The sequence below is a fragment of the Chelatococcus sp. HY11 genome, from assembly GCF_018398335.1.
GTDB lineage: Bacteria > Pseudomonadota > Alphaproteobacteria > Rhizobiales > Beijerinckiaceae > Chelatococcus.
In genome coordinates, this window is sequence record NZ_JAHBRX010000001.1 from 750,828 (window position 1) to 773,316 (window position 22,489).

The 22,489-nt window shown below is 64.0% G+C and carries 30 protein-coding genes and 1 tRNA gene; 13 read left to right on the forward strand and 18 right to left on the reverse strand.

All coding sequences use genetic code 11. The features are described from left to right. Window positions 1-387 precede the first annotated feature (387 nt). Window positions 388-464 (forward strand) — tRNA-Asp (locus KIO74_RS03675). 72 nt (window positions 465-536) lie between these two features. Here the strand turns inward: KIO74_RS03675 and KIO74_RS03680 are convergent. The 16 genes from KIO74_RS03680 to KIO74_RS03755 all read right to left on the reverse strand — a co-directional run bounded on the left by KIO74_RS03680 (window position 537) and on the right by KIO74_RS03755 (window position 9,865). Beyond that, the gene (locus KIO74_RS03680; protein ID WP_213330621.1) at window positions 537-1,781 is read right to left on the reverse strand and encodes a hypothetical protein; all 1,245 of its coding nucleotides are present in this window, start codon (window positions 1,779-1,781) and stop codon (window positions 537-539) included. 1 nt (window position 1,782) lies between these two features. After that, window positions 1,783-2,067, reverse strand: coding sequence for a hypothetical protein (locus tag KIO74_RS03685; protein ID WP_213330623.1), 285 nt, complete (start codon window positions 2,065-2,067; stop codon window positions 1,783-1,785). Beyond that, window positions 2,060-2,341 (reverse strand): hypothetical protein, encoded by a 282-nt coding sequence (locus KIO74_RS03690; RefSeq protein WP_249730843.1) that lies wholly within the window; start codon window positions 2,339-2,341, stop codon window positions 2,060-2,062. Before KIO74_RS03690 ends, KIO74_RS03685 begins: the two co-directional genes overlap by 8 nt. Beyond that, window positions 2,341-3,102: a MazG-like family protein gene (locus tag KIO74_RS31580; RefSeq protein ID WP_249730844.1), complete on the reverse strand. Its 762-nt coding sequence runs from the start codon at window positions 3,100-3,102 to the stop codon at window positions 2,341-2,343. Before KIO74_RS31580 ends, KIO74_RS03690 begins: the two co-directional genes overlap by 1 nt. 171 nt (window positions 3,103-3,273) lie before the next feature. Continuing rightward, window positions 3,274-3,492 (reverse strand): hypothetical protein, encoded by a 219-nt coding sequence (locus tag KIO74_RS03700; protein WP_213330627.1) that lies wholly within the window; start codon window positions 3,490-3,492, stop codon window positions 3,274-3,276. Further along, window positions 3,476-3,814 carry a hypothetical protein gene (locus tag KIO74_RS03705; protein ID WP_213330629.1) on the reverse strand — a complete coding sequence of 113 codons (339 nt, stop codon included), beginning with the start codon at window positions 3,812-3,814 and terminating at the stop codon, window positions 3,476-3,478. Before KIO74_RS03705 ends, KIO74_RS03700 begins: the two co-directional genes overlap by 17 nt. A gap of 8 nt (window positions 3,815-3,822) precedes the next feature. Continuing rightward, window positions 3,823-4,959, reverse strand: a complete 1,137-nt coding sequence (locus KIO74_RS03710; protein ID WP_213330631.1) for a DNA polymerase III subunit beta family protein — start codon at window positions 4,957-4,959, stop codon at window positions 3,823-3,825. Continuing rightward, on the reverse strand, window positions 4,956-5,279 hold the full coding sequence (locus KIO74_RS03715; RefSeq protein ID WP_213330633.1) for a hypothetical protein: 324 nt from the start codon (window positions 5,277-5,279) through the stop codon (window positions 4,956-4,958). The genes KIO74_RS03710 and KIO74_RS03715 overlap by 4 nt, the downstream gene beginning before the upstream one ends. Further along, the gene (locus KIO74_RS03720; RefSeq protein WP_213330635.1) at window positions 5,276-5,530 is read right to left on the reverse strand and encodes a DUF2312 domain-containing protein; all 255 of its coding nucleotides are present in this window, start codon (window positions 5,528-5,530) and stop codon (window positions 5,276-5,278) included. Before KIO74_RS03720 ends, KIO74_RS03715 begins: the two co-directional genes overlap by 4 nt. Continuing rightward, entirely contained in the window at window positions 5,524-6,195 is a 672-nt protein-coding gene (locus KIO74_RS03725) for a hypothetical protein (RefSeq protein WP_213330637.1), read from the reverse strand. Before KIO74_RS03725 ends, KIO74_RS03720 begins: the two co-directional genes overlap by 7 nt. Then, on the reverse strand, window positions 6,192-6,524 hold the full coding sequence (locus KIO74_RS03730) for a hypothetical protein (RefSeq protein ID WP_213330639.1): 333 nt from the start codon (window positions 6,522-6,524) through the stop codon (window positions 6,192-6,194). The genes KIO74_RS03725 and KIO74_RS03730 overlap by 4 nt, the downstream gene beginning before the upstream one ends. Before the next feature lie 278 nt (window positions 6,525-6,802). Further along, window positions 6,803-7,624 carry a hypothetical protein gene (locus tag KIO74_RS03735; protein WP_213330641.1) on the reverse strand — a complete coding sequence of 274 codons (822 nt, stop codon included), beginning with the start codon at window positions 7,622-7,624 and terminating at the stop codon, window positions 6,803-6,805. 241 nt (window positions 7,625-7,865) lie between these two features. Beyond that, window positions 7,866-8,174 (reverse strand): hypothetical protein, encoded by a 309-nt coding sequence (locus KIO74_RS03740; RefSeq protein WP_213330643.1) that lies wholly within the window; start codon window positions 8,172-8,174, stop codon window positions 7,866-7,868. An 85-nt stretch (window positions 8,175-8,259) separates the two neighbouring features. Further along, a complete protein-coding gene (locus KIO74_RS03745; protein ID WP_213330645.1) occupies window positions 8,260-8,592 on the reverse strand; it encodes a DUF3572 family protein in 333 nt (110 codons plus the stop codon). Beyond that, window positions 8,585-8,833, reverse strand: a complete 249-nt coding sequence (locus KIO74_RS03750) for a hypothetical protein (protein ID WP_213330647.1) — start codon at window positions 8,831-8,833, stop codon at window positions 8,585-8,587. The genes KIO74_RS03745 and KIO74_RS03750 overlap by 8 nt, the downstream gene beginning before the upstream one ends. An 87-nt stretch (window positions 8,834-8,920) precedes the next feature. After that, entirely contained in the window at window positions 8,921-9,865 is a 945-nt protein-coding gene (locus KIO74_RS03755; RefSeq protein WP_213330649.1) for a LexA family transcriptional regulator, read from the reverse strand. A 509-nt stretch (window positions 9,866-10,374) separates the two neighbouring features. On the opposite strand from KIO74_RS03755, the gene KIO74_RS03760 reads away from it, so the two are divergent. Beyond that, window positions 10,375-10,839 carry a hypothetical protein gene (locus KIO74_RS03760; protein WP_213330651.1) on the forward strand — a complete coding sequence of 155 codons (465 nt, stop codon included), beginning with the start codon at window positions 10,375-10,377 and terminating at the stop codon, window positions 10,837-10,839. A gap of 5 nt (window positions 10,840-10,844) precedes the next feature. Here KIO74_RS03760 and KIO74_RS03765 read toward each other — a convergent pair whose 3' ends face one another. Beyond that, window positions 10,845-11,564, reverse strand: coding sequence for a hypothetical protein (locus tag KIO74_RS03765; protein ID WP_213330653.1), 720 nt, complete (start codon window positions 11,562-11,564; stop codon window positions 10,845-10,847). Between the two features lie 122 nt (window positions 11,565-11,686). Between KIO74_RS03765 and KIO74_RS03770 the strand changes: the two genes are divergently transcribed. The 7 genes from KIO74_RS03770 (at window position 11,687) to KIO74_RS03800 (ending at window position 17,464) form a co-directional block, all read left to right on the forward strand. Next, window positions 11,687-12,892, forward strand: coding sequence for a DNA-methyltransferase (locus KIO74_RS03770; protein WP_213330655.1), 1,206 nt, complete (start codon window positions 11,687-11,689; stop codon window positions 12,890-12,892). Continuing rightward, window positions 12,892-14,058 (forward strand): DNA cytosine methyltransferase, encoded by a 1,167-nt coding sequence (locus KIO74_RS03775; protein ID WP_213330657.1) that lies wholly within the window; start codon window positions 12,892-12,894, stop codon window positions 14,056-14,058. Before KIO74_RS03770 ends, KIO74_RS03775 begins: the two co-directional genes overlap by 1 nt. Beyond that, a complete protein-coding gene (locus KIO74_RS03780) occupies window positions 14,055-14,945 on the forward strand; it encodes a helix-turn-helix domain-containing protein (RefSeq protein WP_213330659.1) in 891 nt (296 codons plus the stop codon). The genes KIO74_RS03775 and KIO74_RS03780 overlap by 4 nt, the downstream gene beginning before the upstream one ends. Beyond that, window positions 14,945-15,895 carry a hypothetical protein gene (locus KIO74_RS03785; RefSeq protein ID WP_213330660.1) on the forward strand — a complete coding sequence of 317 codons (951 nt, stop codon included), beginning with the start codon at window positions 14,945-14,947 and terminating at the stop codon, window positions 15,893-15,895. The genes KIO74_RS03780 and KIO74_RS03785 overlap by 1 nt, the downstream gene beginning before the upstream one ends. Then, window positions 15,892-16,458, forward strand: coding sequence for a hypothetical protein (locus KIO74_RS03790; protein WP_213330662.1), 567 nt, complete (start codon window positions 15,892-15,894; stop codon window positions 16,456-16,458). Before KIO74_RS03785 ends, KIO74_RS03790 begins: the two co-directional genes overlap by 4 nt. Continuing rightward, the gene (nusG, locus tag KIO74_RS03795) at window positions 16,436-17,002 is read left to right on the forward strand and encodes a transcription termination/antitermination protein NusG (RefSeq protein ID WP_213330664.1); all 567 of its coding nucleotides are present in this window, start codon (window positions 16,436-16,438) and stop codon (window positions 17,000-17,002) included. The genes KIO74_RS03790 and nusG overlap by 23 nt, the downstream gene beginning before the upstream one ends. A gap of 126 nt (window positions 17,003-17,128) precedes the next feature. Then, the gene (locus tag KIO74_RS03800) at window positions 17,129-17,464 is read left to right on the forward strand and encodes an HNH endonuclease (protein WP_213330666.1); all 336 of its coding nucleotides are present in this window, start codon (window positions 17,129-17,131) and stop codon (window positions 17,462-17,464) included. 3 nt (window positions 17,465-17,467) lie between these two features. Here the strand turns inward: KIO74_RS03800 and KIO74_RS03805 are convergent, their stop codons facing one another. Continuing rightward, window positions 17,468-17,611, reverse strand: coding sequence for a hypothetical protein (locus KIO74_RS03805; RefSeq protein ID WP_213330668.1), 144 nt, complete (start codon window positions 17,609-17,611; stop codon window positions 17,468-17,470). A 238-nt stretch (window positions 17,612-17,849) separates the two neighbouring features. Here KIO74_RS03805 and KIO74_RS03810 point away from each other — a divergent pair, with 238 nt between their 5' ends. The 4 genes from KIO74_RS03810 to KIO74_RS03825 are packed head-to-tail and all read left to right on the forward strand — an operon-like array spanning window position 17,850 to window position 22,395. Then, entirely contained in the window at window positions 17,850-18,482 is a 633-nt protein-coding gene (locus KIO74_RS03810) for a phage terminase small subunit P27 family (protein ID WP_213330670.1), read from the forward strand. Window positions 18,483-18,485: 3 nt separating this feature from the next. Continuing rightward, on the forward strand, window positions 18,486-20,159 hold the full coding sequence (locus KIO74_RS03815; protein ID WP_249730845.1) for a terminase large subunit: 1,674 nt from the start codon (window positions 18,486-18,488) through the stop codon (window positions 20,157-20,159). After that, window positions 20,159-21,478: a phage portal protein gene (locus KIO74_RS03820; RefSeq protein ID WP_213330672.1), complete on the forward strand. Its 1,320-nt coding sequence runs from the start codon at window positions 20,159-20,161 to the stop codon at window positions 21,476-21,478. The genes KIO74_RS03815 and KIO74_RS03820 overlap by 1 nt, the downstream gene beginning before the upstream one ends. Beyond that, complete coding sequence (locus KIO74_RS03825; protein WP_213330675.1) at window positions 21,475-22,395, forward strand: S49 family peptidase; 921 nt, start codon at window positions 21,475-21,477, stop codon at window positions 22,393-22,395. Before KIO74_RS03820 ends, KIO74_RS03825 begins: the two co-directional genes overlap by 4 nt. Window positions 22,396-22,489 lie beyond the last annotated feature (94 nt).

Below are 22,489 nucleotides of genomic sequence, written 5' to 3' on the forward strand. Positions count from 1 at the left end.
AATTTTAAGTACGGCGAAGTGTCATGTGGCTACTTAGGCTTGCATCGTTTGCTGCTCGTTGTCCAAAGAGCGATGGCAAAGATTGGGAGTTCGGCGACGATTCGACGGTTGGTCGAATGCATGGATTTTGCCTCAGACTTGCCGCGAACGGAGCCAAGAGGCCCCAGCGGTTCACGGGAAGCGTTGCAGCAATGACGGGGGCGGCCGTCAGATAATCTTTTTGCGGCTCGATCAAGCTGCCTTTTTTCGGCCAAATCCAAAGCGGCTAATGAACCGTTCGATCGCACCCGTTGCGATTTGGAATAAGATATCCACAGGGCCGCTTGACAGCGGGCAGGGGCCCCATTAATCACCCCTTCACACCGCAGCGAGCTGCTGGCTTGCCACGGGGGTGTAGCTCAGTTGGTTAGAGCGCCGGCCTGTCACGCCGGAGGTCGCGGGTTCGAGCCCCGTCACTCCCGCCACCGTTTTCCATTTAATATCAAAGACTTAGGAAAAACGGGCTTTGGCGCGTTACACTTTTGCGACCGGCGCCGTTACACTTTCTGTCGGGTTTTGTTCTCCCGAAGCTTCGCCCGGCCCTCGCGCCTTGCCGCATCCACATCCCGCACGGTCGCCAAGTTGACCGGGTTGTACGTCTTCTGAAGGCGCGACGACGCCGCGAGCGTGTTGGCCATTTTGGTTGAAACCGCATGGTCGCTCGCGCCTCCTGAAAATGCCTCGACGGTTCCCGACCTTCGCATATCGGCAAGTTGCCGCTTATCACCTTCGCCGAAGACCAGGGTGCGGATGATTCGGAAATCTCTTCCCAGTCGGTCCTTTGTATAAGGGGAAGGCGGGTGCGGTTTCCCGCCCTTGGCGCCCGGGTCGAAGCCCCGCGTGCGAAAGATGGGCGACGTCTCGTGAAGCTCGAAGCCGAGCCCAGCGACATAGGCATTAAGAATGGCCGTCGCGCGCCTGCCCAACGTGCCGGCGGCGGCGCGCCCTGTCTTGGCCCTGCTGACGAAGAACACGTCGCCGTGATCGTCGCTGAAGCGCTGGCCTGCCGTGAGCTTCCGCGCGTCGACCGGGGAGAGCTGGCTATCCCAGGCCGTTGCCATGAGCGCCGCCATTCCCTTGAAGTCTTGCCGCCACGCCGCCTTACAAAGGCGGGCAACCTCTCCCTCCGTCCAGAGATCCTGTCGCGGGTCGGCGGCGGAGTTCGCGAAGGCATGGGAGGGGTCCATGTCCTTCTCGCAATATCCCATCGCGGCCATCCGCTTCCAGAGCGCCCGCCACACCTTGACCGTGCGGTGGCGCTCGGTCGCGGACACGCGTGATTCGATCTTGGGGATAAGGCCGCGCAGCTGACCCGTCTTCGGGTCGGCGCTCATGAAATGCTCAGGCTGGATGGTGCGCGGGTCAAGGGTGGCGAACACTTCCAACCAGCGCCAGGCCCTCGGCCAGTCGTCCCGGCTCTTATGCTCTGTTGTCCAGGCTTTACCCTTGTTGGTGCGCTCGGCGGCGCGCAGCCGCATGGCGCGCTCGTATCCATCGCCGACGCTGCCCAGGGGGTATTTTGGAGCCGCAGGCGCCTCGACCTGCCGCCTGATACGGTCCCAATCCTCATTGAGCCTGATGGCCTTGGCCTTATCCTCAGCCGATGGATAAGGCTTGCCATCAATGATGATGCCGGGGCCGAAGGTGAGAAAGTTGAAGCCGTGGGCTTTCATGGCTGCTGTCGGCTTATACCGCCAGCGATTGCGCATGAAGATCAGGTAGCGGATCGAATCCTCGCCCATGTCACAGCTTGTCTATGAGGTTGAACGCGCACTCGCGAGCATCGTGCATGCGGCTCGGTTCGGTCAAATTGATCTGTCTGTCCATCCATAGATCGATCGCCTTGAGGTCGTAATGTCCCGTGTCTGGGTCGGGCGTGGGGAAGCCGCGGGCGCGCAGGCGCGGCTCCACACTGGCGAATTCCGCAAGGGATAGGTGCAGGCGCCGGGCGGCTTTCTTCCTCGGTACGCAACGGGGCTGGACCGTGAAGCGGACAGGCGAGGGAGCTGGGGTCGCGCGACTAGCCATCGCGGTCTCCAGCGTTAAGCACCTGATGAATAACCGATGCCGACGCAGGCTTGTCGCCCTGTATCAGCCCTGCGCCCTTGCAGCGCTCGCAGCCCCCCATCGCGCTGAAGTATCCCATGCCGCAACCGGCGTTGTAGGTTTGGGAATATCGCCCTCTGCCCTCGCACCATCCGCACAGTTCGGCCGTGAAATTTGAGGGAAGGCGTGCCAAACCAGCCTTTAGCGCCTCGGCGTGCTTGTCGTTCTCGCCGTAGGGAATGTAGAAGCCGCGCATCAAATCCCCTCCGGCTCGCTGAGGGCTGGCATCCGCGTCGCCAAGCCGTTCTTCTCGGATGTGGCGTTGAACTTGCGCACGACGGCGCCGGATAGGTCTATTCCCGCTGTCATGGCCGCGAGATCGGCGCAGATCACAACATCTGCCAGCTCGTCAGCGAGATCCAAAAGTGTGGCGCGAGAGCCAACCCATCCATGCCGCTCGCGCTCCAGCTTTTTGATGACGTTGCAGGCCTCCCCGGTTTCGCCCGCAAGCTCATTGCCGCGAAATGCGAGGTCTGGCTTAACGTCCGGCGCCCACTCAGCATCGCGAGCTACGTTCGCGGCGCGCAATGAAACCAAGCTCGCGAAGGGTGCCGCCTCCACATCGGGTTTGCATTCCTGACTAAGATAGCGCCCAAAGTCGCTGTAATCGGTGGTGTCCCATATAGCGCCGATACCGCCGCACTCATGGCAACCAAGACCCAGATGGCATGAAAGCGCCTTGCTGTAGCGGCCGGTCGGACACCCATCATTAAGCTCATGGCACCCGCTGCATGAACGCCAGAAGCCTCGCCCATCTTCTGATGCGCTTTTGACGGAATCAGCGCTGATTGCCTCGATATCCGTCGCCGATTCGGCGCGCTCGGCCGCAACGAGGGTATGCGCGGCGATCGTTGCCGCGAGCGCGATGCGCCGGGTTACCTCGTCGTTCGGTCGGGCTATCCATGCGCTGTTCTCATCAAGAATCCGCTCGACGGCTTTATAGACGGGTTCGAGCACGCGCGGCGCTTCGTTCGCCAGCCTCAGAAGATCCGCCTTGCTATCCTCGTATTCCTGTTTTGAGGCGCCTATCCCGGATGTTGTTGAGCCTTGATCGCTCTGCCATCCCCATTCCATGGCCGCGGCATCAAAACGGGCGATAGCTGCCACGAGTACGTTCTGCGTCATCGCTCACCCTCCAAACAACGAGACGGCCGGCGCCTCAACCTCGATCGCCCTGGCCCTGCGCTTCGGCGGCGGGGTGCATTCAGCTTTCAGGGCGGCGACGGTGGCCTGTTTCATGGCGGCGCGGGCGGCGGCGACGCCCGCCTTCTTGCGCCGGGCCGCCGTGGCGAAGGCCTCGATCCGGCGGGCGCGGACGGATTCGAGGTGGTCAATGGCGCTCTGCATTGGCCTGCTCCGATGTCGCCTCCATCAACAATTCAGCCCTCGTACGCGCATCAAGCAGCGGAGATTCGGCTGTCGCATTGTCGAATGCGCGTTGAAAGCGGTTGATGCACAACCTTCGCAGGCTCGCCATCGAGTCGCGATCAGGCTTGTGCGCGGCCCCGGCGGTCACCGCCACGAGCGCCGCCGCATCGAGCGTGCCGCAAATGGCGGCGGCTGCTTCCTCGCCGGTTATGCCGCTGGGGTAGTGGTTGTCCAAATGCGCCTGGAAGGCCGCAACGACGGCTTCAGCGAAGCCTCCGCCTATCTTGCGTGAGTCCGCCATATCACCCCTCAAGCAATGTGCGATGTGAATGCGATTTCGGACAGGTCATCCGGCGCGGCGCCGGCCGGCGTCAGTCGCCAGGGGATGCCGGGGCCGAAGATCGCGATGGCGACGCTGTTGGCCTTGGTGGCCTTCAGGAGATCGAGCGCCTGCCTGGGGTAGACCTTGAAGGCCTGCGCGCCCTCGCGCTCGCTGTCGATCGCCACCGATGCCGCGACCTCCTCCGCCCCATCGCCGCCGATGGAATCGCGCACGGACAGGGACAGCATCTCGCTCGCGCTGAAGTCGATCGAGGCCGTGCGGCTGCTCGCTTCCTTGGCAACAAGCACGCCGGAGAGGCGATCGAGCGCCGCCGCGAGCGCCGCGCGCTCCACGGTGATGACATGCCAGGGCTCACGCGGAAACTGCCCATCAAAGTCCGGCCATTGCGCCTCCACCACCTTCGTGGTGAGGGTGACGCCGTTGCCCTCCACGCGAATAAGATTGGCCGCGAGGTGCAGCGTGATGCTGGCGCTGTCGGCGGCAATCTTGATGAGGCTGGGGGCAACCTCGCGCGGCACGATCGCGCAGGCACTGCCTGCGGCCTCCTCCACCAGCGGCGCGGTGCGGCGGGTGTATATCTTGCGGGAGTAAGCCTCGACGCGCAGATCGCCACCGCTGAGAGACAGCCGCGTGCCGGCGTTCTGCCAGTCCTTGTCGTCGGCCTGGGCATGGGCCACCGCCGCCATGGCCTCCGCCAGCTCGGCGCCGGCGATGATGAGGCGCGTGGCGCCATCCGGCGCGGTGAGGCGCGGGAAGTCCTCCGCCAGCAACGACGGCATCTTGTAGCGCGAGCGCCCGCATTGGACCGTGACGTCTGCGCCCTGGGGGGTGAGGCGGATGACGCTGCCGGCGGGCATGCCGCGCACCAGGTCCACCAGCTGTTTCGCCGGCAAGGCGACGGCGAAATTTTCCTCCCACTCGGCGCGGGTGATATCCGCCCGCACCTCGCAATCAAGGTTGCTGCCCATGGCATGGGCGCCCTCGCCATTGCCGGCCGCCAGCAGGAGATGCGAGACAATCGGTATGGCTGACTTCGTGGGTGTGATGCGCGAGGCCGCCTCGATGGCCGGCAAGAGGTGATCGCGCTCGACGGTGATGCTCACGGGCGGGCTCCCATGCGGGAAGGGGAATTGCGCGGCGGCACGGCCTTGCCGCAGGCTTCCATGGCCCGGACATAGGCGGCGGCGCAGTCGGCGCGCTTGCGCCACTTCGGGTTGACATAGCTGCGCAGCCGCACTTGCGCCGCGTCGGTGTCGCCCGCCTGAAGGAGGCTTTCGGTTTCCTCGACGATCTGGCGCGCCAGGGTCATGGTGTTGGCGTCTGTCCAGCCCCATTCGGCCTTGCGCGCCTCCGTCATCAGGCTGAGCGCGCGGGGGGCATCGCCATGCTGGAGGCATTTATAGGCATCCTCAATATGCATCATTCCATCCCCAGCGCGTTCTTGTAGAGGTCAACGATTGCGTCTTCCTCGATCCGCTCGTCGCGAGGCTTCTTGCGGATGGAAACGATGCGGCGGACGGCCTTGGGGCTGAAGCCGCGGCCCTTCAACTCGCCGTAGACTTCCTTGATGTCGCCGCCGATGCCTGCCTTTTCCTCTTCCAGGCGCTCAATACGCTCGATGAATTGCTTGAGTTCTTCGCCGGCAACACCGGAATCGGCAACGTCGGTCACCATTGGGATTTCTCCGTTTTAGCGGGGTCGGCAAGCGCCGGCAGGAGGCAGCGGAACAGTTGGGCGAGGCGGGCGCGGGCGATGGGCGATGGCCATGGCACGATGCGCTGATCGAGGGGCGAGGCCTCCTCGACGTCGTCGCCCCACGGGCCGACATCGATCATCAGGTCGCGCTTCTCGGTGTGAAGCAGGCGGCAATCCATCGCGTCGACCGCGAGCGCGACAGGCGGGGTAAGGGGCCACGGCACACCAGCCAGCACATGGATGGCGGCATCGATCCGGCTGCGAAACGCCGCCTCGGCGCGGCGCACGGCCCGATAGGCATCCGGGCTGTCCGGCGCGATCTCCCGCGCGATGGCGCTGATCAGGGCCATGCGCTTCGGCCGGGTGTCGTCGCCGATCAGGTATTCGTGCACATCGTGGAGCAGGAAGGCGCGCGCTTCGGCGAGCTTCTGCATGCGCAGGAATTCTTCCGTACCGATGATGATGTGCTGGGCGACGGAATAGAGGCAGGCCGCGCCATCAAAGCGGGTGGCGCCGTTGAAGCGGTTGGTTGCCGCGAGGTGGATCGCGGCATCCTCGAAATCGAGCGTCTTGATGTCCGGCTCCAGCAGATCGACGTAACGGCCGGAATAGGTTTGCAGCATCGTTGGGGAGGGGCGGTTCATGGGTGATGCTCCCGGCGGGGTTCCCGGTGGAGATCCTGGCGGCGCGGCAGGCCGTGCTCGTCATAGGTGGTGCGGCTGCGGTAGAAGGCGCGCGTCGCCGCAATCGCCAGGAAGAGCGAGCCACACAAGGTGACCGCGATGCCGAACAGTGTGGCGAGGATGGAGGCTGCGACGGCGAGCGCGCCGGCATCGCCGACATTGGCTGCCGCGGCGCTGGCGGGCGGACACAGCACGATGTACCAGCCGAAGAAGGCAGCCATCATGAGCGCAAAGCCGAGGGTGTCCAGCGCGAGAGAAGCGGGGCGGCTCGCACGCCCCTTCCGGCTCATGTCCCGGATGACCCTGATGCGCCCCCCTCGGCCCGCAGGCGTCCTGCTACCGGTGCCGGCATGGGGCGTTTCGGCCTGCGGACCTACGCCCAGGTATGCCTCGCCGCTCGTGCTTATATCACGCTTAGGGGGGCTCGGTGGATTGGGTGCCGTCTCTCCGGCTGTCACGCGAAATCCTTTTTCTCGGCCCGCGTTCGCCTCTGCCCGTTGGTAGACATTTATTGACCGTCTTGAACGGGGCCGAAGCCATCCAGTCATCTCGGGAGCGGGGCGGGGCGTCATGCGCTTGCCCTCCGCGGTGCTGCGTCGGCGATGGCCTGGCGCGCCTCGACGAGGGGCGGAGCCTCGTAGATTTCCTTGAGCGTTGCCTGCGCTGACGCGAGCGCCTGAATAACGCCCGGCAAATCATTGGCGCCGTAACCATGCACCGAGTGAAACCCGCCGCGCTTGACCAGCATGTAGGCGGCAGCGAGCGCCTCGGCGTCGAAGGTCCAGTTTTGGATATCCTGGCCCGTGATGCGCTCGAGCTTCTCGGCGATGGCGATTGCCGCTTCCGTTCTCGATGACGTCTGCGTGCTTTTGTAGCGCGCCTCGCGCTCAACGGATTCGTCGAACGACTTCCGCCGTTCCGCGTCGCGCGCGGCGACGAGACGGTCCACCAACCCCATATCGACAGAATTGGCGTTGCGCAGCACGGCCATCATGAAGCCGGGCGTCAAGGGTTCCGGGTCCAGCTTCGGGGGCTTGACCTTGGTCTTAATCGTGCCGTCCTTCAGGGTGAGCATGCCCCATGTCGCCGGCAGCTCATCCGGCTTCACCAGCCCATCCGGGCAGGCAAGGCACCAGCGGGTGCAGAAACGCATGAGCGCCTGCGCCTTGGCCGGCTCCTTCAGCTCGCGCAGCCAGTCGCCGCGCGAAACCTTGATCTCGATGCCGGTGATCTCGTAGCCCGTGGAGGGCCATATCCCGACCGCGACGGCGTCGATGTGGCGGCGGGCCTGCGCGCCGGTATCGTTGGAAACCTCGAAGAAGACACGATGGGACGGCGGCGCATAGGCCTTCATCAGCCCCGCGCAGATGTCGGTGGAGGTGACGGTCATGGCCGCGCCTCCGAGCAAAGACGGATGCGGCCTCTCCCGGTTCCGTCAGGGCGCTTGCCGTAAAACTCTACTAGGCCAACCCGTGCGAGCGCGTTCCACGTACTACGGGTATGCGGGGCCGTTTCTCCGGCGGCGAGCACAACGCCGTTGCCATCGAATAGACCATCGCCGTTGTGCTCGCGAAGCCATTTCAGCGCATCGGCCTCGGCCTTACTCAGCTTTGGAGGGGGAGGCGCGCGCATCACGTATCCCTCACCATGGCGCCGCGCGGATGCACGGGCTGGCCGATGCCGGAGGCCTCATAGGACAGGGCCACGCGGGAGGTGCGGCGGTGGGAGCGGGTCAGCGCGATGGCGCGGGCATCGTCGGCGTAAAGCTCGATCTGCGTGGCGCTGAAGCCGCGAAGCTTCAAGTCATCGATCGTGCAGCAGCCGCGCGCCGCATCGATCTCGCGCATGGCATCCGCCATCTTGTCGATGACGGTGAATTTCTTGGCGACTGCGGCTGCGTCTGCCTCGATTGCAAGCTGATGGTTGGCTTGGGCGGGCAAGGTTGCCTCCTATGTGGGAATGGAGGCAACGTATTGCGGTTTATTTCCCGCGTCAACAGTTATGCGGGATATTTCCCGTAAATTGTCAGATCATGCCCGCTCTGCGCCGCAGGCGCACGTCCGCAGCGCGCTCGTCCTGCTCGCGCTGGGCGCGCTTGGCAAGCACGTCAAAGGCTTCCGTGACCTGTCGTCGGGGTATGCCGGTATTGGCGAACATGCCCTCGGTCAGCATGTCGTCCTCCAAGGCCGCGCTCAGCACACCTCGAAGAAATCCGGTTGAGGTCGCAGCATTGCGGATGGTGTCGCCGCGCAGCCCTGTCGCGAGCAAGAAGCGTCGGATTTTGCGCTCGTCCTGGCCGATGTAGCCCAGCGTGCGAATGGCGACCGTTTCCGCCCAATCAGCTTCTATGTCAGGCATAGCAAGCCTCCTGCGCCGGCAGCGGCAGCTTTTTGACCGCAACCAGTGTGCCAATGTTGTGCTGGCATCCCGAGCAGCTGAAGGGAAGCCGTAGAATTAGCGCGCTTTCGACCAGATCATCCACGGTCGTCGGCGCGTCCTCCTCGTCTGGTACATCGACGCTCATGACCATAAGCCGCCGGCAGTTGTGACAACGGGTATGAAGGCTGAAACGCGCGACCAATACCGGATGCTCGCCCATGGCGACCTCATATGTTCCTGATATGTTCTCAGTGTCTCAGCGACGATCAGGTGAGTCAATGGGCGCAGTTGACATGATAAGAATTTTTTAACGAGTGGTGATTCGCGTGCGCGGCACCGGCAGGGAGACGCGCCGCACCAGGGCCAGAATTCTCACGGTGCCGTCATCGGCTTCAGGGTCGTGCGAAACGACTATCGGGCGATGCTTCGGGTTGGTCGATCGCGGGTGGTACTCGATCCGGTCATCGTGAAATTCAACTTCCTTGACCGACCACTCGCGCAGGCTCCCGTCTTCCTTCGTCCTCTCTACGACGACGATCATTCCATCCGATATCGCCAGCCCTGTGTCGTCGAAGTCTACGCAGATGACCCGGCTTCCATCAGGGATGGGCGGGGCGGCAGCGTTCATCGAGTCCCCGTGGACCGCAAAGGCTACAAGGCGCGCCTGCGGAAATTCAGGGTCCGGCTCGTCGTATAGTGTTTCGGGCTCATCCTGAGTGAACTCGTCAACCTCGCGAAACCAGCCGGCCTGAACAGGGCCGGCAACAACAATCTGGCGCAGGCGATTTGAGGCAAGGGGAGCCGCCGTGGCGCCTGACGGGGCTGGGTTACCAATTCCAAACGCAAGCCATTCGGCAGTCGTCTCCAAGGCGATCGCGATGCGTTCCATGGTGCGCAGGGAGGGTGACGAGGAGTCCTTGCGGAATATGTCGCGGATTGCGTCGGCGCTCATGCCCGCCTTCAGGGAGGCGGCGCGCATTGAAAGGCCCAGCTCGTCAAGGCGCTGCTGAAGGCGCTCGCGGATGTCGCTGCTCATATGCAGGCTTTTACCCGCATGGCGCGGGATTGCAGAGCGGTCAATTGCCCGTTGACATATGCGGTTTATTTCCCGCATATAAGCGCCATGATGACTGTCGAGCATGTCCTTCGCCTCGTCGATAATTTCCGGGCCGCCCGTCCGATTTCCGACGCGCGCCTGTCGGTGATCCTGTTCAACGACGGGAAGCGCATTGCGCGTCTGCGGGATGGTCATGACGTGGGCTCCCGAAAAATCGGCGGCCTGATCGCGCATCTCGCGGAGATCTGGCCACCTGGCGCCGCTTGGCCTGAAGACATTCCCTGGCCCGCTTCATCCCCCGCTACGGGCAAGGCCCCACATCGCCCCACCGCAGAGGCCTCACCATGAAACGCCGCTCATTCTTGGCCATGGTGGGCTTGGCTCCCGCCGCTGTGATTGTCGGGATAGGGGAAGCCACGGCGAGCATGCCCGTCTTTGTGGGACTCGATTTCTCAACCTCGCCCGATTTCACAGTGCTCGCGGCACGCCTTGACGGGGGCCGAGTTGCCCTTGCCGGCGGCGAATTCCTCATCCCCGCCAACTTCCTCCCTGGCGGGCAAACTGCCCCGCTGCATCCGTCTTTCCCCTCCGGATGCAGCGGGGCGCCTTTGTCTTGAGCGTGACGGCACCCTAGCGGCCAGCGGGCCGGGGCGCAGCGCGTAACTGAATTGGCCTTACCCCTCAACCAGCGAGGCGACCGCTCCATGACCCGATTGCCGCGTAAGACATCAGAGAGCGAGCGGCTGGCGCTGAAGGTCGCCACCCGCCATCTCGTCGACGCCTGCGGCGGCGGCATCAATGCCGCCAGCATCACCCGCGTCGGACAGCAGAAGCTCTCCGACTATGGCAACCGCAATGTCGCCGACGTGTTCGCCGGCATCGACGTGATCGCCGACCTGGAGCGCGACTGCGGCGAACTCTTCGTGACGCGCGCGCTCGCGGACCTCGCCGCATGCGACGTGGTGCCGAGGCCCGGCAGCGCGGCGCCGCTCGCGCCCGCCGACATCCTCGCCCGGATGATCCGCGAAAGCGCCGACGTCTCCGCCGCCATCGCCACGGCGCAGGCCGCGGGCGGGTGGACGCGCGAGATGCGCGCCAAGATCCGCAAGGAAATCCTCGATCTCTATGACGTGCTGGCGCCGCTCAAGGCTGAGATGGAGGTGGAATGATGAGGCTAGCGCAAGCTGCGGTCTTCCATGGCCTGCATGAGGCCAGACGCTTCGATATGTTCTCGCTCGATGGTGATCTGCAGCTGGAGCAGCGCGACCTCGATCATTCTAACGGCCCGACGAACCGCGTGCAGCCGGTCGCGCGCACCTTGTGTAAACCTTTCAACGCTTCCAAAGCTCCATGCTCGATTGGTCTCATAATCAATGCTATTTATTTCCTCGCAGGCCGATCTAAGCGATTGCATTTTTTCATAAATGCGAGCTCCACCGATGATCCCTGCAATATCGTCACTCAGAAAGCCGATCGCCACGCGAGCGGCATCATCAATTTCTTGGAAATAAGGTCGCTTAATTATTGCGGGAACCTCGCCGTCGTCGGTGGCATTCTCAATTACAAAGGGGTCTTCGCTCTCCACATTGAGGCCCATGAGGTGGTATTCGACGGCATCGTATGTCGATTGCGCTCGGTCTATCTCCAGCAATCTTCGCCGCAGAAATTCAAAGCGCTGCAACGCGTTAATTTTCTCCGATTCGGAATTCTGCTTCCACAGCAAGTTCGCGGCAATAATCGCGGTGATCAGAGCCAAGATGCCCGCCGTCAGAGTCTGGTACCGCTCGAACCAGAATTCGGCGCAGCTATAGGCCCATTTTTTTTCAATCGCTGCAATGCAAGCCGGCCCGTCATTCACTGCGGCAAAAAATGCCGCCGCGATTGCCGTCGCCACGAGCACCGCCACGACGAGACCGATTGGCCTCCGGTATTCTCGCCATACCACATCCCCGGGTCTCATCCTCACCCCCCACGCGCCGACAACCGTCGCGCTCAGGATTCCTTACAGGTGGCGACATGAGCAAGCGCGATTCCCGCGAAGGAGGAGTGACGATCCTCCTCGGTGACGTCCGAACGCGTCTGCGCGAGTTGCCTGCCGACTATTTCGATTGCGTCGTGACGAGCCCGCCCTATTGGGGGCTGCGTGATTATGGCGTCGCGGGACAGATCGGGCTCGAGGCGACGCTCGGCGAGCATCTTGCCGTCATGGTGGATCTTTTCCGCGAGGTTCGCCGCGTGCTGAAGCCGAGCGGAACCCTTTGGCTCAACTATGGAGACTGTTACGCGACAACGCCAAATGGGCGCAGCGCGGCGGATGTGAAAGCCGCCGGCGGCGATGATCGCACCTTCCGCGATAAACCGATGTCGACGATCGGCGGGGCCATTAAGGCCAAGGACCTCTGCATGATCCCAAACAGATTGGCGATCGCGTTGCAGGAGGATGGTTGGTGGGTGCGCTCGGAGATCGTTTGGGCGAAGCCAAACGCCATGCCGGATTCAGCGAAGGACCGGCCGGCAGTGGCGCACGAGAAGGTTTTCCTGCTCAGCAAGAGCGCGCGATACTTTTATGATGCCGAGGAGGTGCGTTTCGCCCTCAGGCCGAAGACACTGACGACATACGGCACAACGCGCGCTGAATGTGCCGATGACGGGTCGGGGAAGGTCAAGAAGGCGAATTTCGCGCGCTCGCTCCCGGCGAGAAAGCCACGGGAGGTACGCGGCAGGGACACCTATGGCCGCCACACCCTTGGCGAGGTGCTGCCCGATAATGAGGAGCGAGAGGGTAGAGAGAAGATCCGGGGGCTCACGCCGCGGCATGCCGGGCAAATCAACCATACACGCCTGGACGAAACACCCCGCGGCGAGGGGCGCAACCTCAGGAATTACGAACCCGCGCCGGTCGATGTGTGGGTGATCGCGACGAAGCCTTTTCGCGGCGCGCATTTTGCCACATTTCCCCCGGAGCTCGTAGAGCGATGCTTGCGCGCAGGCTGCCCGCCTGACGGGCGGGTGCTCGATCCCTTTGGCGGGGCAGGCACGACAGCCGTCGTGGCGGAAGCCTTTGGTCTTGAGTGCACGCTGATTGAGCTCAATCCAGAGTATGCCGAAATCGCCAGGGGTCGGCTTGCCCTGATGCGCGCGTCACCGCTCGACGCAAAGCGGATGCGGGCGGTTCAAGCGGGCGCGCGGCCTGAGCCGGGGATTTTCGGGGAGGCCACTTAATGACCTTCCACTTCGGCTCCGTCTGCTCCGGCATCGAGGCCGCTTCCGTTGCCTGGCATCCGCTCGGCTGGCGCGCGGCGTTCGTTTCCGAGATCGAGAAATTCCCCCGTGCCGTGCTGGCGCATCACTATCCCGACGTGCCGCTGCATGGGGACTTCACCACCATTCAGGCGGGTGACTATGAACCAATTGACCTTCTTGTCGGAGGCACGCCCTGCCAGTCCTTCAGCATCGCCGGATTGCGCGGCGGGCTGGGCGACGACCGTGGCAACCTGGCCCTCGAATTTCTTAGGCTTGCTGACCGCCTACGGCCCCGCTGGCTGGTCTGGGAGAATGTCCCCGGCGTTCTTTCCAGCCTCAGCCACGCCGCGCCCGATCCATGTCCGCCGCCGCCACCGCTGGATATGGGATGCAGCGGCGCAGAGCTGGACACTGAAGACGAGTACCATTCGGAAGAGCTACACGCCTTCTACTGCTTCCTGGCCGGACTTTCAGACCTCGGGTATGGGTTCGCCTACCGAATGCTGGACGCTCAGTACTTCGGAGTTCCACAGCGGCGCCGGCGTGTGTTTGTTGTCGGATATCTTGGAGACTGGCGACCTGCCGCAGCGGTTCTTTTTGAGCGCGAAAGCCTGCGCGGGGATCTTGCGCCGCGCCGAGAAGCGGGGGAGAGAGCTACCGTCGGCGCTCTCGCGGGCACTTCGCCAAGTGGCGGATGGCGGATAGGTGCTGATGAGGCAGCGGCTGGGCAGTTGGTCGCATTCGGCGGGAACAACACGGCAGGCCCCATCGACGTCGCGACGGCCATCAATGCGCACGGCGGCCCCTATGGCCGTATGGATTTCGAGAGCGAGACCTTTGTCGCCCACGCCTTCGATGCCCGCCAATCCGACGTGGTCCAATATGGCGATATGACGGGCCCGCTTGATACGGATGGATGGGGTGTCGGCGTTCAGGATGCATCCGCCGTCCGCCGCCTAACGCCCCGCGAGTGCGAGCGCCTGCAGGGCTTTGAGGATGATTGGACCCTCATCCCCTTTCGGGGAAAGCCCGCCGCTGACGGCCCTCGCTACAAGGCCCTCGGCAATTCCATGGCCGTGCCCGTGATGCGGTGGATTGGCGAGCGGATAGCCATGACTGACATGAATCTCAAGGAGGCAGCATGACCTCGCCCTATTTGCGCGCCGGGGAGTATGTGAACCTGCCGCGGCGCACGCCTGACGGCGGCATTGTCGTGGAGCGTGTCTTAAGCTCGACCCTAGTGCCCCCGGCCAAACCGCCCACCAAAACCCCGGCCGAAGTTGCGAAGAGAATCGCCCTGAAAGCCTTGCCAGCCAAGCCCCTGGAGCCGGCCGGGCCTCCGCAGGAGATCGCCTCGCCCGAGGCTGATGCGGCGCGCCAGCACATCGTTGATGAGATCCTTGCGGCGGTCGTCAGGCAGCTCGATGTGCCGCCGGCCGAGATCCTGTTGCGCCAGAGCGGACCGGCGGGACTTGGGCGGCTGATTGCCTGCTACCTCCTGACGGCGATCGGCAAGGTCCCCGCCGGGGAGGCGGAAGCCATCCTGCAACTCTCCCCCGGCGCCGCCCATTCGGCGCGACAGCGCTTCGCCCGCATCATGGCGCGCAGCGGCTTTTCCTTCGCCGCCGAGACGGACGCGGCCGTGAAGCTGCTGTTCACGGCCGAAACCCTCGACGACGACGCCTATAGCGACATCCCGCGCGTGAGCTTCCGCCAGTGCATGGCGGCAGTTGTCGAGGCGACTGGCATATCCGAGGCGGAAATCTGTTCCCCTCACCGGGTGAACCCCGTGGTGCGCGCCCGGCAGATCGGCTTCTGGCTCTGTCGCACCTTCACACAACTGTCCCTGCCGGACATCTCGCGCCGCTTCGGCGGGCGGGACCATACCACGGCCATGCATGGCGTGCGGCGCGTGGAGCCGATCGCCGAATCGCTCGACCTGCCGGGCACGGCGACACCGGAGGAATGGGCGGCGGCGCTATGGGCGGCGGATTGGTCCAAGGTGCCTTCATACAGGAAAGGGGGCGCGTGATGGCGCGCATACGCAGCATTCATCCGGGGCTCTTTACGGACGAGTCCTTCATGGCCGCTACGGCGCATGCGCGGCTGCTCCTGATCGGGCTTTGGACCGAAGCCTGGGATGACGGGGTTTTTGAGTGGAAGGCGCTGACCCTGAAGGCGCGCATCTTCCCCGTAGACGGGGTCGATGTCGCCGGCCTGCTCGACGAGCTTGAAGACCTCTCCTTCATCAGGCGGTTTGAGGTCGACGGGCGAAAGTTCGGGGCCATCCGCAATTTCCGCAAGTTCCAGCGCCCCCAGAAGGCGAATAGTTCGGGAGCGCTTCCCGCCGAGCTGTCGGCTTACGTGGGCATCGACGCCGCCAGTCCGCGACCGGTACGCGACCAGTCCGATACTGGTCAGGGAAAGTCTCCGCAGATGGAGGATGGAGGAGGGAAGAGGGAGAAGGAAGAGGAAGAGAAAACCGGCGGCGGTTGTGCTCTGCCTCCCCGCGTGGCGGCTCAGGGCCGCGAGCCGCCGCCCGCCTCCGAGGATCGGACTGACAAACCAGATCAGGAAGGCAGGGGCCTCGACCATGGCCAGATGCTGGATGCCCTGATGGAGGCTGGCGGGGACGCGCTCGACACGACCTCGCCAGCGCTGGCGCATCTCGGCACCGTCAACGGCTGGCTGCAGGGCGGGGCTGACTTCCGGCTCGACGTTCTGCCCACGGTGAAGGCCCGCTGCGCACGGCGAACGCGGGCCAGCATCAGGGCCTGGGGGCTGTTCACCGACGACGTGCAGGCCGCCTTCGCCCGCCGTCTGGCCGCTTCCGACCGGATGGGCGAACCTGTGCCCATTGCCGCCGCCGCCACCTTCCGGCGGACGGGAAAGGTGGACCGGGCAAAGCTGTTCGCCGGCATCGACCCGGCCAAGCTGCGGGATGCGGGCATCAGCCTTGAGCCCGTCGGAGGTGTGCAATGAGCGGATATCAGCCGGCCTCCTCGGATGAGACGGTGAAGCTCGTCTTCGTCGCGGCGCTGGTGAAGTGCTTCGACGACCCGCCGGGCTCGGACGAGGATGGGTTCTTCAACGAGCTGATTTCGTCCCTCCGGGCCTTCGACGAGCAGGCCTTGCGGGCTGGCGCCAAATCCATCATCCGGTCGCGCTCATCCCGGCGCTTTCCCTCCATCGGCGAATGCGTGAAGGCCTGCGAGGCCGAGGTGCCACGCGAACGGCGCAAGGCCGACACCGACATGGAGCGGGAGAAGGAGGGCTTCGCCATCCGCATCGCCCGCGGCGCCCTTGGCCAGCGCGCCTGGCAAGAGGGCTGGGGCTATGCCCTGTTTGATTTCGTGCAGAGCCACATGCGCACCCCCAACGCGGAAGAGGAGCTTGACCTTGTTGACCTCGCCAAACGGAATGACGACCTCCTCCGACGCGATCGCGCTTCGCTCATCCCCATTGAGATTAAGGTCGTCGATGCTGTCACCCACCGCCGGGAAGTCATCCGAGGAAAGGTGCATGGCCATGACGGCAGGCGGTGACGCCTCGGGCGCCATCCAGGCGGCGGCCAAGGCTGGCGGCTTCGCGTGGATGGTGGTGCGGACCAACATCAAATGCGAGCATCGCGCCAAGACAGGGCTGATCGCGAAAGGGTTTGACGTCTACCTGCCGATCCTCACGCGCTGGAAGACACATGCGGGGCGAAAGCACATCGCCTCGTTTCCGCTGTTCGCCCGCTACATCTTCCTGGGCATCGATCGGTCAAGGCAGTCGATCTATGACATCCTCTCGGTCGATGGCGTGGAATCACTGCTGTCGGTGAACGGGAAGCCGGCGGTTGTCCCCAACAAGATCGTGGCTGATCTCAAGGCCGCAGAGACGCTTGGGCTGATGGATCGGACGGTCAATCACAAGACCGTCAGCATCAAGAAGGGCCAGGATATCCGCGTGCTTGACGGGCCGTTCGCGACCTTTCCTGCTAAGGTGCTGGCAGCGCCAGAGGGGCAGCGCGTCTCGATCCTGCTGTCGATCTTCGGCCGCAAGTCCCGTGCGGTGATTGACGTGCGGGCGATCGAGGTGGTATGAACATTGCCATTGCAGGGCTGGTGTTGCACAATTGCATCACCCGTCCTGCGGATGCATTGGTTAGACCGCCGCCCGGAGCCTCGCGCTGCCGGGCTTTTTTGCGTGTCGATGGGAGGGCGCCATGTAATGCCGACGCGTCCCCCGCTCTTCCGGCCGTCGCAATACAAGGGCAAGCAGCAGCGCGACCGTGAGCATGATGCCAAGCGACGCGAGGCCAAGCCCTGGCGCGCGTGGTACAAGCGGCCCGCATGGCAGGCCGCGCGCGAGGCGCAGTTTAATCGCCAGCCTCTCTGCGAGCGCTGCCTCGCCGAAGGCCGGCTGGAGCCCGCCACCGTCGTCAACCACCGCAAGCCCCATCATGGCGACTGGTCGCTGTTCATCGACCCCGCCAACCACGAGTCCACCTGCAAGCCGCACCACGACCGCGACATCCAGCGGGAGGAGCGGCGAGGGGCTGGGTGATAGCTACTTCTTCTTCGACGGCCTTTGCGTCAACGCGGACGCTGCTGCGGTCTTTGCGGCAGGGCTCGCTTTAGGGTCGCGCAGTACCTTGGAGGCCGCCGTGCCCGCCTTCTTACCGGTGACTTCGTTTGTTGGCTTCTTGGCCATGATCGTCTCCATCGAAAAGCGCGACAACGTACCACGAGCGCCGAGCTCCGCGTAACTCAATACCAGGGCGCGACGGCCCTGGGTCGCGCCTCCCGCGGCCAGCGTCGCCGCCATCCAGGGGGGGGGGGCGGTAAAGTCGAGGGCCTGGGGGCCGGGACCGGTGGGGGAGTGACGCGTTTTTCCCCGCGATATTCGCTGAAATCTTTTTTTGGAGGGGTCGGTTTCGGCCCGTGTGACGATGGCACGTGGACGCAAACCTGACAGCGCGGCGCACCAGGCAGCCAAGGGCTCGCCTGGAAAACGACGGACGCGAAAGCGTACTCCGGAGCAGAAGGCGTCGGATCTGGCGGCGGCTCGCCGCGCTGGTGGTGAGTTCGACCCGCCGCTGTTCCTTCGCGATGAGGGCTTGGCGGATGCCGTCGCGATTTGGAGCGAGCTGGCGCCGGAGCTGAGCCGCAACAATTTGCTCGGCAAGCTCGACCGCTACACCTTCGCGCGCTGGTGTGTCTATCAGGCGGAATGGATCACGGCGACGCGGTCGCTCAGCAAGGATGGCATCTGGCTCAAGGCCAGGAACGTGAATGGCGATGAGATGCCGCGCCGCAATCCGGCCGGCATGCACCGTGATCGTTGCGAGGCCAACATGCGGGCGATCGAGACTGATTACGGCTTAACCCCCGCGAATCGCTACCGTGTTCTGCGCGACCAGTCGCTTGCGCGCGATCAAAACCCCGACATGTTCACGACTCCGAAGGACGCTGCGGCCCAGGCGCCCGCGCCCATCGATGCGGACGAAGCTGAGAGCGGCGCCGATCCTATCGGCTTTATGGGGCGCCATGCGGCGCCTCCGCCGGGCTCGCGGCCGAACTGAACGATGAACATGCACGCGCCGCCGCCGGAGCCGGACTGGCTCGCCGCGGCGAGGACGAAGCCGCAGCTTGCCTTTGCCGCCCTGGGCTGGGATCGGGCAAAGGCCGTCGAGGGAGCCTGGTACGATCACGCGCTCGCTGAGCGGGTCATTGAGATCTGGCCAACCTTCTTCCGGCACACCGAAGGTCGGTGGGCCGGCAAGCCCTTCCATCTCACGCCTTGGCAGGCCTGCGTTGTGCGCCTGCTCGTCGGCTGGAAGATGGCGGACGGCTTCCGGCTCTTCCAGCGGATGTTCCTCTGGGTCGGCCGCAAGAACGGCAAGACCGAGTTCATGGCGGCGCTCTCGCTGCTGTTCTGGCTGCTCGATGGGGAGATGGGCGGACAGGCCTACGCCATGGCTCGCGACGAGAAACAGGCCAAGCTCGTCTTCGACAAGGCCAAGCGGATGATTGCCCTGTCTCCCGCCTTCGCCAAGCGGGTGCAGCAGTTCAAGAAGTCGATCTATTGCCCGCAGCTCTGGGCAAAATTCGAGGTCCTGTCCGGCAACCCGGAGGGCAAACACGGGCTATCAGCCTCGGTCATCGTCGGCGACGAGATGCACGAATGGCGGGACGACCTCCTGTACAACACGCTGCATCAGTCGATCGCTGCGCGCGATCAGCCGATCGAGCTGCTGGGGTCGACGGCCGGCTTCAAGGGGAGGGGCTACGGCTGGACCCTTTGGGAGGAAAGCCTCGCCATCCTGGAAGGGCGGCGGAACGACCCGCGCTCACTCGTCGTCATCTTCGCCGTTCCTGCCGACGCGGACTGGTCTGACGAAAGCCTGTGGCCTCTCGCCAATCCCAATCTCGGGATTTCGCCGAAGCTGGAATATCTGCGCGATGAGGCCGCCAAGGCCGCCGACAATCCGCGGCTCGAATCCAACTTCCGGCGCTATCACCTCAATCAGTGGGTCGCGAACGAGTCCCGGTGGTTCCCTATCCATCGTTGGGACGCGTGCTGCCTCGGCCCGGATAGCTGGCGCCAGCGCGAAGACAATATGCGCGGGCGCGCCTGTTACGGCGGCCTCGATTTATCGCGCACTCGCGACGTCACGGCCCTGTTCTGGTGGTTCCCGCCCGAAGATGGCGGCTCGGTGTGGGATATCCTCTGCCGCTTCTGGGTGCCGGAGGACACGCTCGAGGAGCGGGTGCGCCGCGACCGCGTGAAATATGACCTCTGGCACCGCGAGGGCGCTCTGCTGACGACGCCGGGCGATTGGGTCGACCAGAACGCCATCAAGGCGGCCATCCAGGAGGATGCGTCGCGGTTCGATGTGCGTGGCATCGGTTACGACCCTTGGGGCGCGACCAAGCTGGCTCAGGAACTGCTCGACGAGGGCGCGCCGATGGTTGAGGTGCGCCAGGGTATCCCGTCACTCGGTGAGGCCTCGGTCGAATTCGAGAAGATGGTCTACGCCAAGACCATGGACCACGGCGGACATCCCGTCCTGCGGTGGATGATGGAAAACGTCGTCCTCCACATCGACCGCAACGGCAACTTCAAGCCCGACAAGGGCAAGTCTTCCGAGAAAATCGACGGCATTGTCGCTGGCGTTACCGGGCTCGCGCTGGCGATGCGGGATGTCGACACGACGTCCGTCTACGAGACTCGCGGCATTCTGGAGATCGAGATCTGATGGGCTTTTGGGGTCGCATCTCCGCCGCCGCATTCGGCGCCTCGCAAGGTGTTTCCGACGACGGGCACTGGATTCTTCGCGTTGTCGGCGGCGGCAAGACAAAGTCGGGCGTGAGCGTCGCCGAGATGACCGCGCGCAATCTGCCCTCGGTTTACGCGTGCGTGAATCGGATCTCGAATCCTCTTGCGCGATTTCCGCTGAAGATCCTGCGCCGCAGCAAAACCGGCGGCGCCGAGGAAGTGTTGGACCACCCGCTTTCTGGGCGGCTCGGTGTCCGCCCCAATGATTTCATGTCGTCGCGCACTCTGAGGAAGACGACGCAGGGTCATGCGCTGCTTTGGGGGAACGGTTATATCGAAATCGAACGCAACGGCGCGGGTCAGGCGGTTAATCTGTGGCCGTTGATGCCGGATCGCACGCGACCGATCCGCGAGGATGGGCGCTTATTCTATCGCACAAGCATCGGCGGGCGTTCTTTCGACATAGACCACGAGAATGTCATCCACATCATGGACCAGAGCCATGATGGCTATGTCGGCTTATCGCAGGTGGCGATCGCGCGTCAGGCCATCGGCATGGGCCTCGCGATGGAGGAGTTCGGTGCGAAGTTCTTCGCCAACGACGCCAAATCTGGCGGGTTTCTGCTGCATCCCGGCAAGCTCGGCGCGCAGGCGCGCGCCAACATGGGGCTTTCGACGGATAGGCGGTCAGACCCTGGCGCGGATCTGGAGCGTCAAGGGGGGCTCGACAACGCGCATCGTGTCAAAGTGCTCGAAGAGGGGATGAAGTTTATTCAGACCACCATACCCCCGGAGGATGCGCAGTTTCTTGGCTCGCGCGAGTTCCAGATCGCTGAAGTCGCCCGTATTTACGATGTCCCGCTCGTCCTGTTGCAGAGCCATGAAAAGTCAACGTCCTGGGGTTCGGGGATAGAGCAGCTCATGATCGGCTTCGTCCGGCAGACGATCGACCCTTGGGCAGACGCCTGGGAGCAGGAGCTTAATTGGAAGCTCTTCACCGAGCAGGAGCGCGCCGCGGGCTACTACGTGAAATTCAACATGAATGCCATCCTGCGCGGTGACATGGCGGCGCGGGCGGCGTTCTACCGCGAGATGTTCTCTGTCGCGGGGCTCACGCCGAACCAGATCTGCGCCCTTGAGGACATGGATCCGATTGGCCCGGATGGCGATACCCGGTTTGTGCCGTCCAATTTTACGACGCTCGAGCGCGCCATCAACCCGCCTGACCCACCGCCGCTAGCGCCTGCTGTCGGCGCTCCGCATGGCACCGAGGCGGACAGCGAGAGAGATGCGGCATGAAATACGCACACATCATCATGGCCGTCGCCGGCGAGGTTTGGGCCATTGACGGGATCAAGATGCAGGAAATCGTCGCCTTCCTTGCGGCGCAGGCGTCCGGCGAGAAATTCTCCGCCGAGGAGGTCGAGGCCCGCATAGGGAAATCGCAGGAGCGCGACCTTGCGAGACGAGAGGGCTCGGTCGCTGTGCTGCCGCTCCGCGGGGTCATTGCAAACCGCATGAGCCTGATGGGGGACATCTCCGGCGGCGCCAGCAATGAGGCCTTGAGCCGCCAGTTTCAGGCCTTGGTTGCGGATGACACCGTTAAGGCCATCGTTCTCGATGTCGATTCTCCGGGCGGCGCTGTAGCTGGCACTGATGAGCTGTCGGCTCAGATCTTCAGCGCCCGTGGCATCAAGCCTGTGGTGGCTCATGTGAATGCGACGGCCGCAAGTGCGGCCTATTGGATCGCCACGGCGGCCGATGAGGTCGTTGTCACCCCGAGCGGCGCTGTCGGGTCGATCGGCGTGTTCGGCGTCCATGACGATATCTCGGCCGCCCTAGAAAAGATGGGTGTACGCAAGACGATCGTGAGCGCTGGTCGCTACAAGACAGAGGGCAACCCCTTCAGCCCCCTCGAAGGCGCCGCCCTGGAGGCCATGCAAGCGCGCGTCGACGAGTCCTATGAGGCATTCGTTGCCGCTGTCGCGCGAAATCGCGGCGCGTCCGTGAAGCGGGTCCGCGAAGGTTTTGGCCAGGGACGAATGGTTTCGGCTCAAGAGGCTGTCGCCCAGGGGATGGCCGACCGCGTCGCTACGCTCGAAGAAACGCTGAGGCGGTTCGGCGCGAGCCAATTCACCCCGCCGCCATCGGCGGCTGCGCCTCGGCGGCGCTCTTTTGCATTCGAGCGCGAGAAGAGAGCGCTTGATCTCATCTGAATACCCTCTTTCCCCGAAGGGATTTTGACCCGCCTGGCCGCCGGCCCAGGCGGGTTTTTCTTGGGCCGGCTTCTTCTCGACAAAAGGAACAGCA

What these genes read in the sequence shown, in the direction of transcription:
- KIO74_RS03685 (WP_213330623.1), bottom strand. Translation starts at nt 2,067, where the DNA reads ATGGCTAGTCGCGCGACCCCAGCTCCCTCGCCTGTCCGCTTCACGGTC.
- KIO74_RS03715 (WP_213330633.1), bottom strand. Translation starts at nt 5,279, where the DNA reads ATGATGCATATTGAGGATGCCTATAAATGCCTCCAGCATGGCGATGCC.
- KIO74_RS03770 (WP_213330655.1), top strand. Translation starts at nt 11,687, where the DNA reads ATGAGCAAGCGCGATTCCCGCGAAGGAGGAGTGACGATCCTCCTCGGT.
- KIO74_RS03735 (WP_213330641.1), bottom strand. Translation starts at nt 7,624, where the DNA reads ATGACCGTCACCTCCACCGACATCTGCGCGGGGCTGATGAAGGCCTAT.
- KIO74_RS03790 (WP_213330662.1), top strand. Translation starts at nt 15,892, where the DNA reads ATGAGCGGATATCAGCCGGCCTCCTCGGATGAGACGGTGAAGCTCGTC.
- KIO74_RS03700 (WP_213330627.1), bottom strand. Translation starts at nt 3,492, where the DNA reads ATGCAGAGCGCCATTGACCACCTCGAATCCGTCCGCGCCCGCCGGATC.
- KIO74_RS03720 (WP_213330635.1), bottom strand. Translation starts at nt 5,530, where the DNA reads ATGGTGACCGACGTTGCCGATTCCGGTGTTGCCGGCGAAGAACTCAAG.
- KIO74_RS03705 (WP_213330629.1), bottom strand. Translation starts at nt 3,814, where the DNA reads ATGGCGGACTCACGCAAGATAGGCGGAGGCTTCGCTGAAGCCGTCGTT.
- KIO74_RS03745 (WP_213330645.1), bottom strand. Translation starts at nt 8,592, where the DNA reads ATGCCTGACATAGAAGCTGATTGGGCGGAAACGGTCGCCATTCGCACG.
- KIO74_RS03730 (WP_213330639.1), bottom strand. Translation starts at nt 6,524, where the DNA reads ATGAGCCGGAAGGGGCGTGCGAGCCGCCCCGCTTCTCTCGCGCTGGAC.
- KIO74_RS03800 (WP_213330666.1), top strand. Translation starts at nt 17,129, where the DNA reads ATGCCGACGCGTCCCCCGCTCTTCCGGCCGTCGCAATACAAGGGCAAG.
- KIO74_RS03750 (WP_213330647.1), bottom strand. Translation starts at nt 8,833, where the DNA reads ATGGGCGAGCATCCGGTATTGGTCGCGCGTTTCAGCCTTCATACCCGT.
- KIO74_RS03815 (WP_249730845.1), top strand. Translation starts at nt 18,486, where the DNA reads ATGAACATGCACGCGCCGCCGCCGGAGCCGGACTGGCTCGCCGCGGCG.
- KIO74_RS03805 (WP_213330668.1), bottom strand. Translation starts at nt 17,611, where the DNA reads ATGGCCAAGAAGCCAACAAACGAAGTCACCGGTAAGAAGGCGGGCACG.
- KIO74_RS03785 (WP_213330660.1), top strand. Translation starts at nt 14,945, where the DNA reads ATGGCGCGCATACGCAGCATTCATCCGGGGCTCTTTACGGACGAGTCC.
- KIO74_RS03825 (WP_213330675.1), top strand. Translation starts at nt 21,475, where the DNA reads ATGAAATACGCACACATCATCATGGCCGTCGCCGGCGAGGTTTGGGCC.
- KIO74_RS03810 (WP_213330670.1), top strand. Translation starts at nt 17,850, where the DNA reads ATGGCACGTGGACGCAAACCTGACAGCGCGGCGCACCAGGCAGCCAAG.
- KIO74_RS03775 (WP_213330657.1), top strand. Translation starts at nt 12,892, where the DNA reads ATGACCTTCCACTTCGGCTCCGTCTGCTCCGGCATCGAGGCCGCTTCC.
- KIO74_RS03820 (WP_213330672.1), top strand. Translation starts at nt 20,159, where the DNA reads ATGGGCTTTTGGGGTCGCATCTCCGCCGCCGCATTCGGCGCCTCGCAA.
- KIO74_RS03725 (WP_213330637.1), bottom strand. Translation starts at nt 6,195, where the DNA reads ATGAACCGCCCCTCCCCAACGATGCTGCAAACCTATTCCGGCCGTTAC.
- KIO74_RS03690 (WP_249730843.1), bottom strand. Translation starts at nt 2,341, where the DNA reads ATGCGCGGCTTCTACATTCCCTACGGCGAGAACGACAAGCACGCCGAG.
- KIO74_RS03755 (WP_213330649.1), bottom strand. Translation starts at nt 9,865, where the DNA reads ATGACCATCCCGCAGACGCGCAATGCGCTTCCCGTCGTTGAACAGGAT.
- KIO74_RS03780 (WP_213330659.1), top strand. Translation starts at nt 14,055, where the DNA reads ATGACCTCGCCCTATTTGCGCGCCGGGGAGTATGTGAACCTGCCGCGG.
- nusG (WP_213330664.1), top strand. Translation starts at nt 16,436, where the DNA reads ATGGCCATGACGGCAGGCGGTGACGCCTCGGGCGCCATCCAGGCGGCG.
- KIO74_RS03760 (WP_213330651.1), top strand. Translation starts at nt 10,375, where the DNA reads ATGACCCGATTGCCGCGTAAGACATCAGAGAGCGAGCGGCTGGCGCTG.
- KIO74_RS03680 (WP_213330621.1), bottom strand. Translation starts at nt 1,781, where the DNA reads ATGGGCGAGGATTCGATCCGCTACCTGATCTTCATGCGCAATCGCTGG.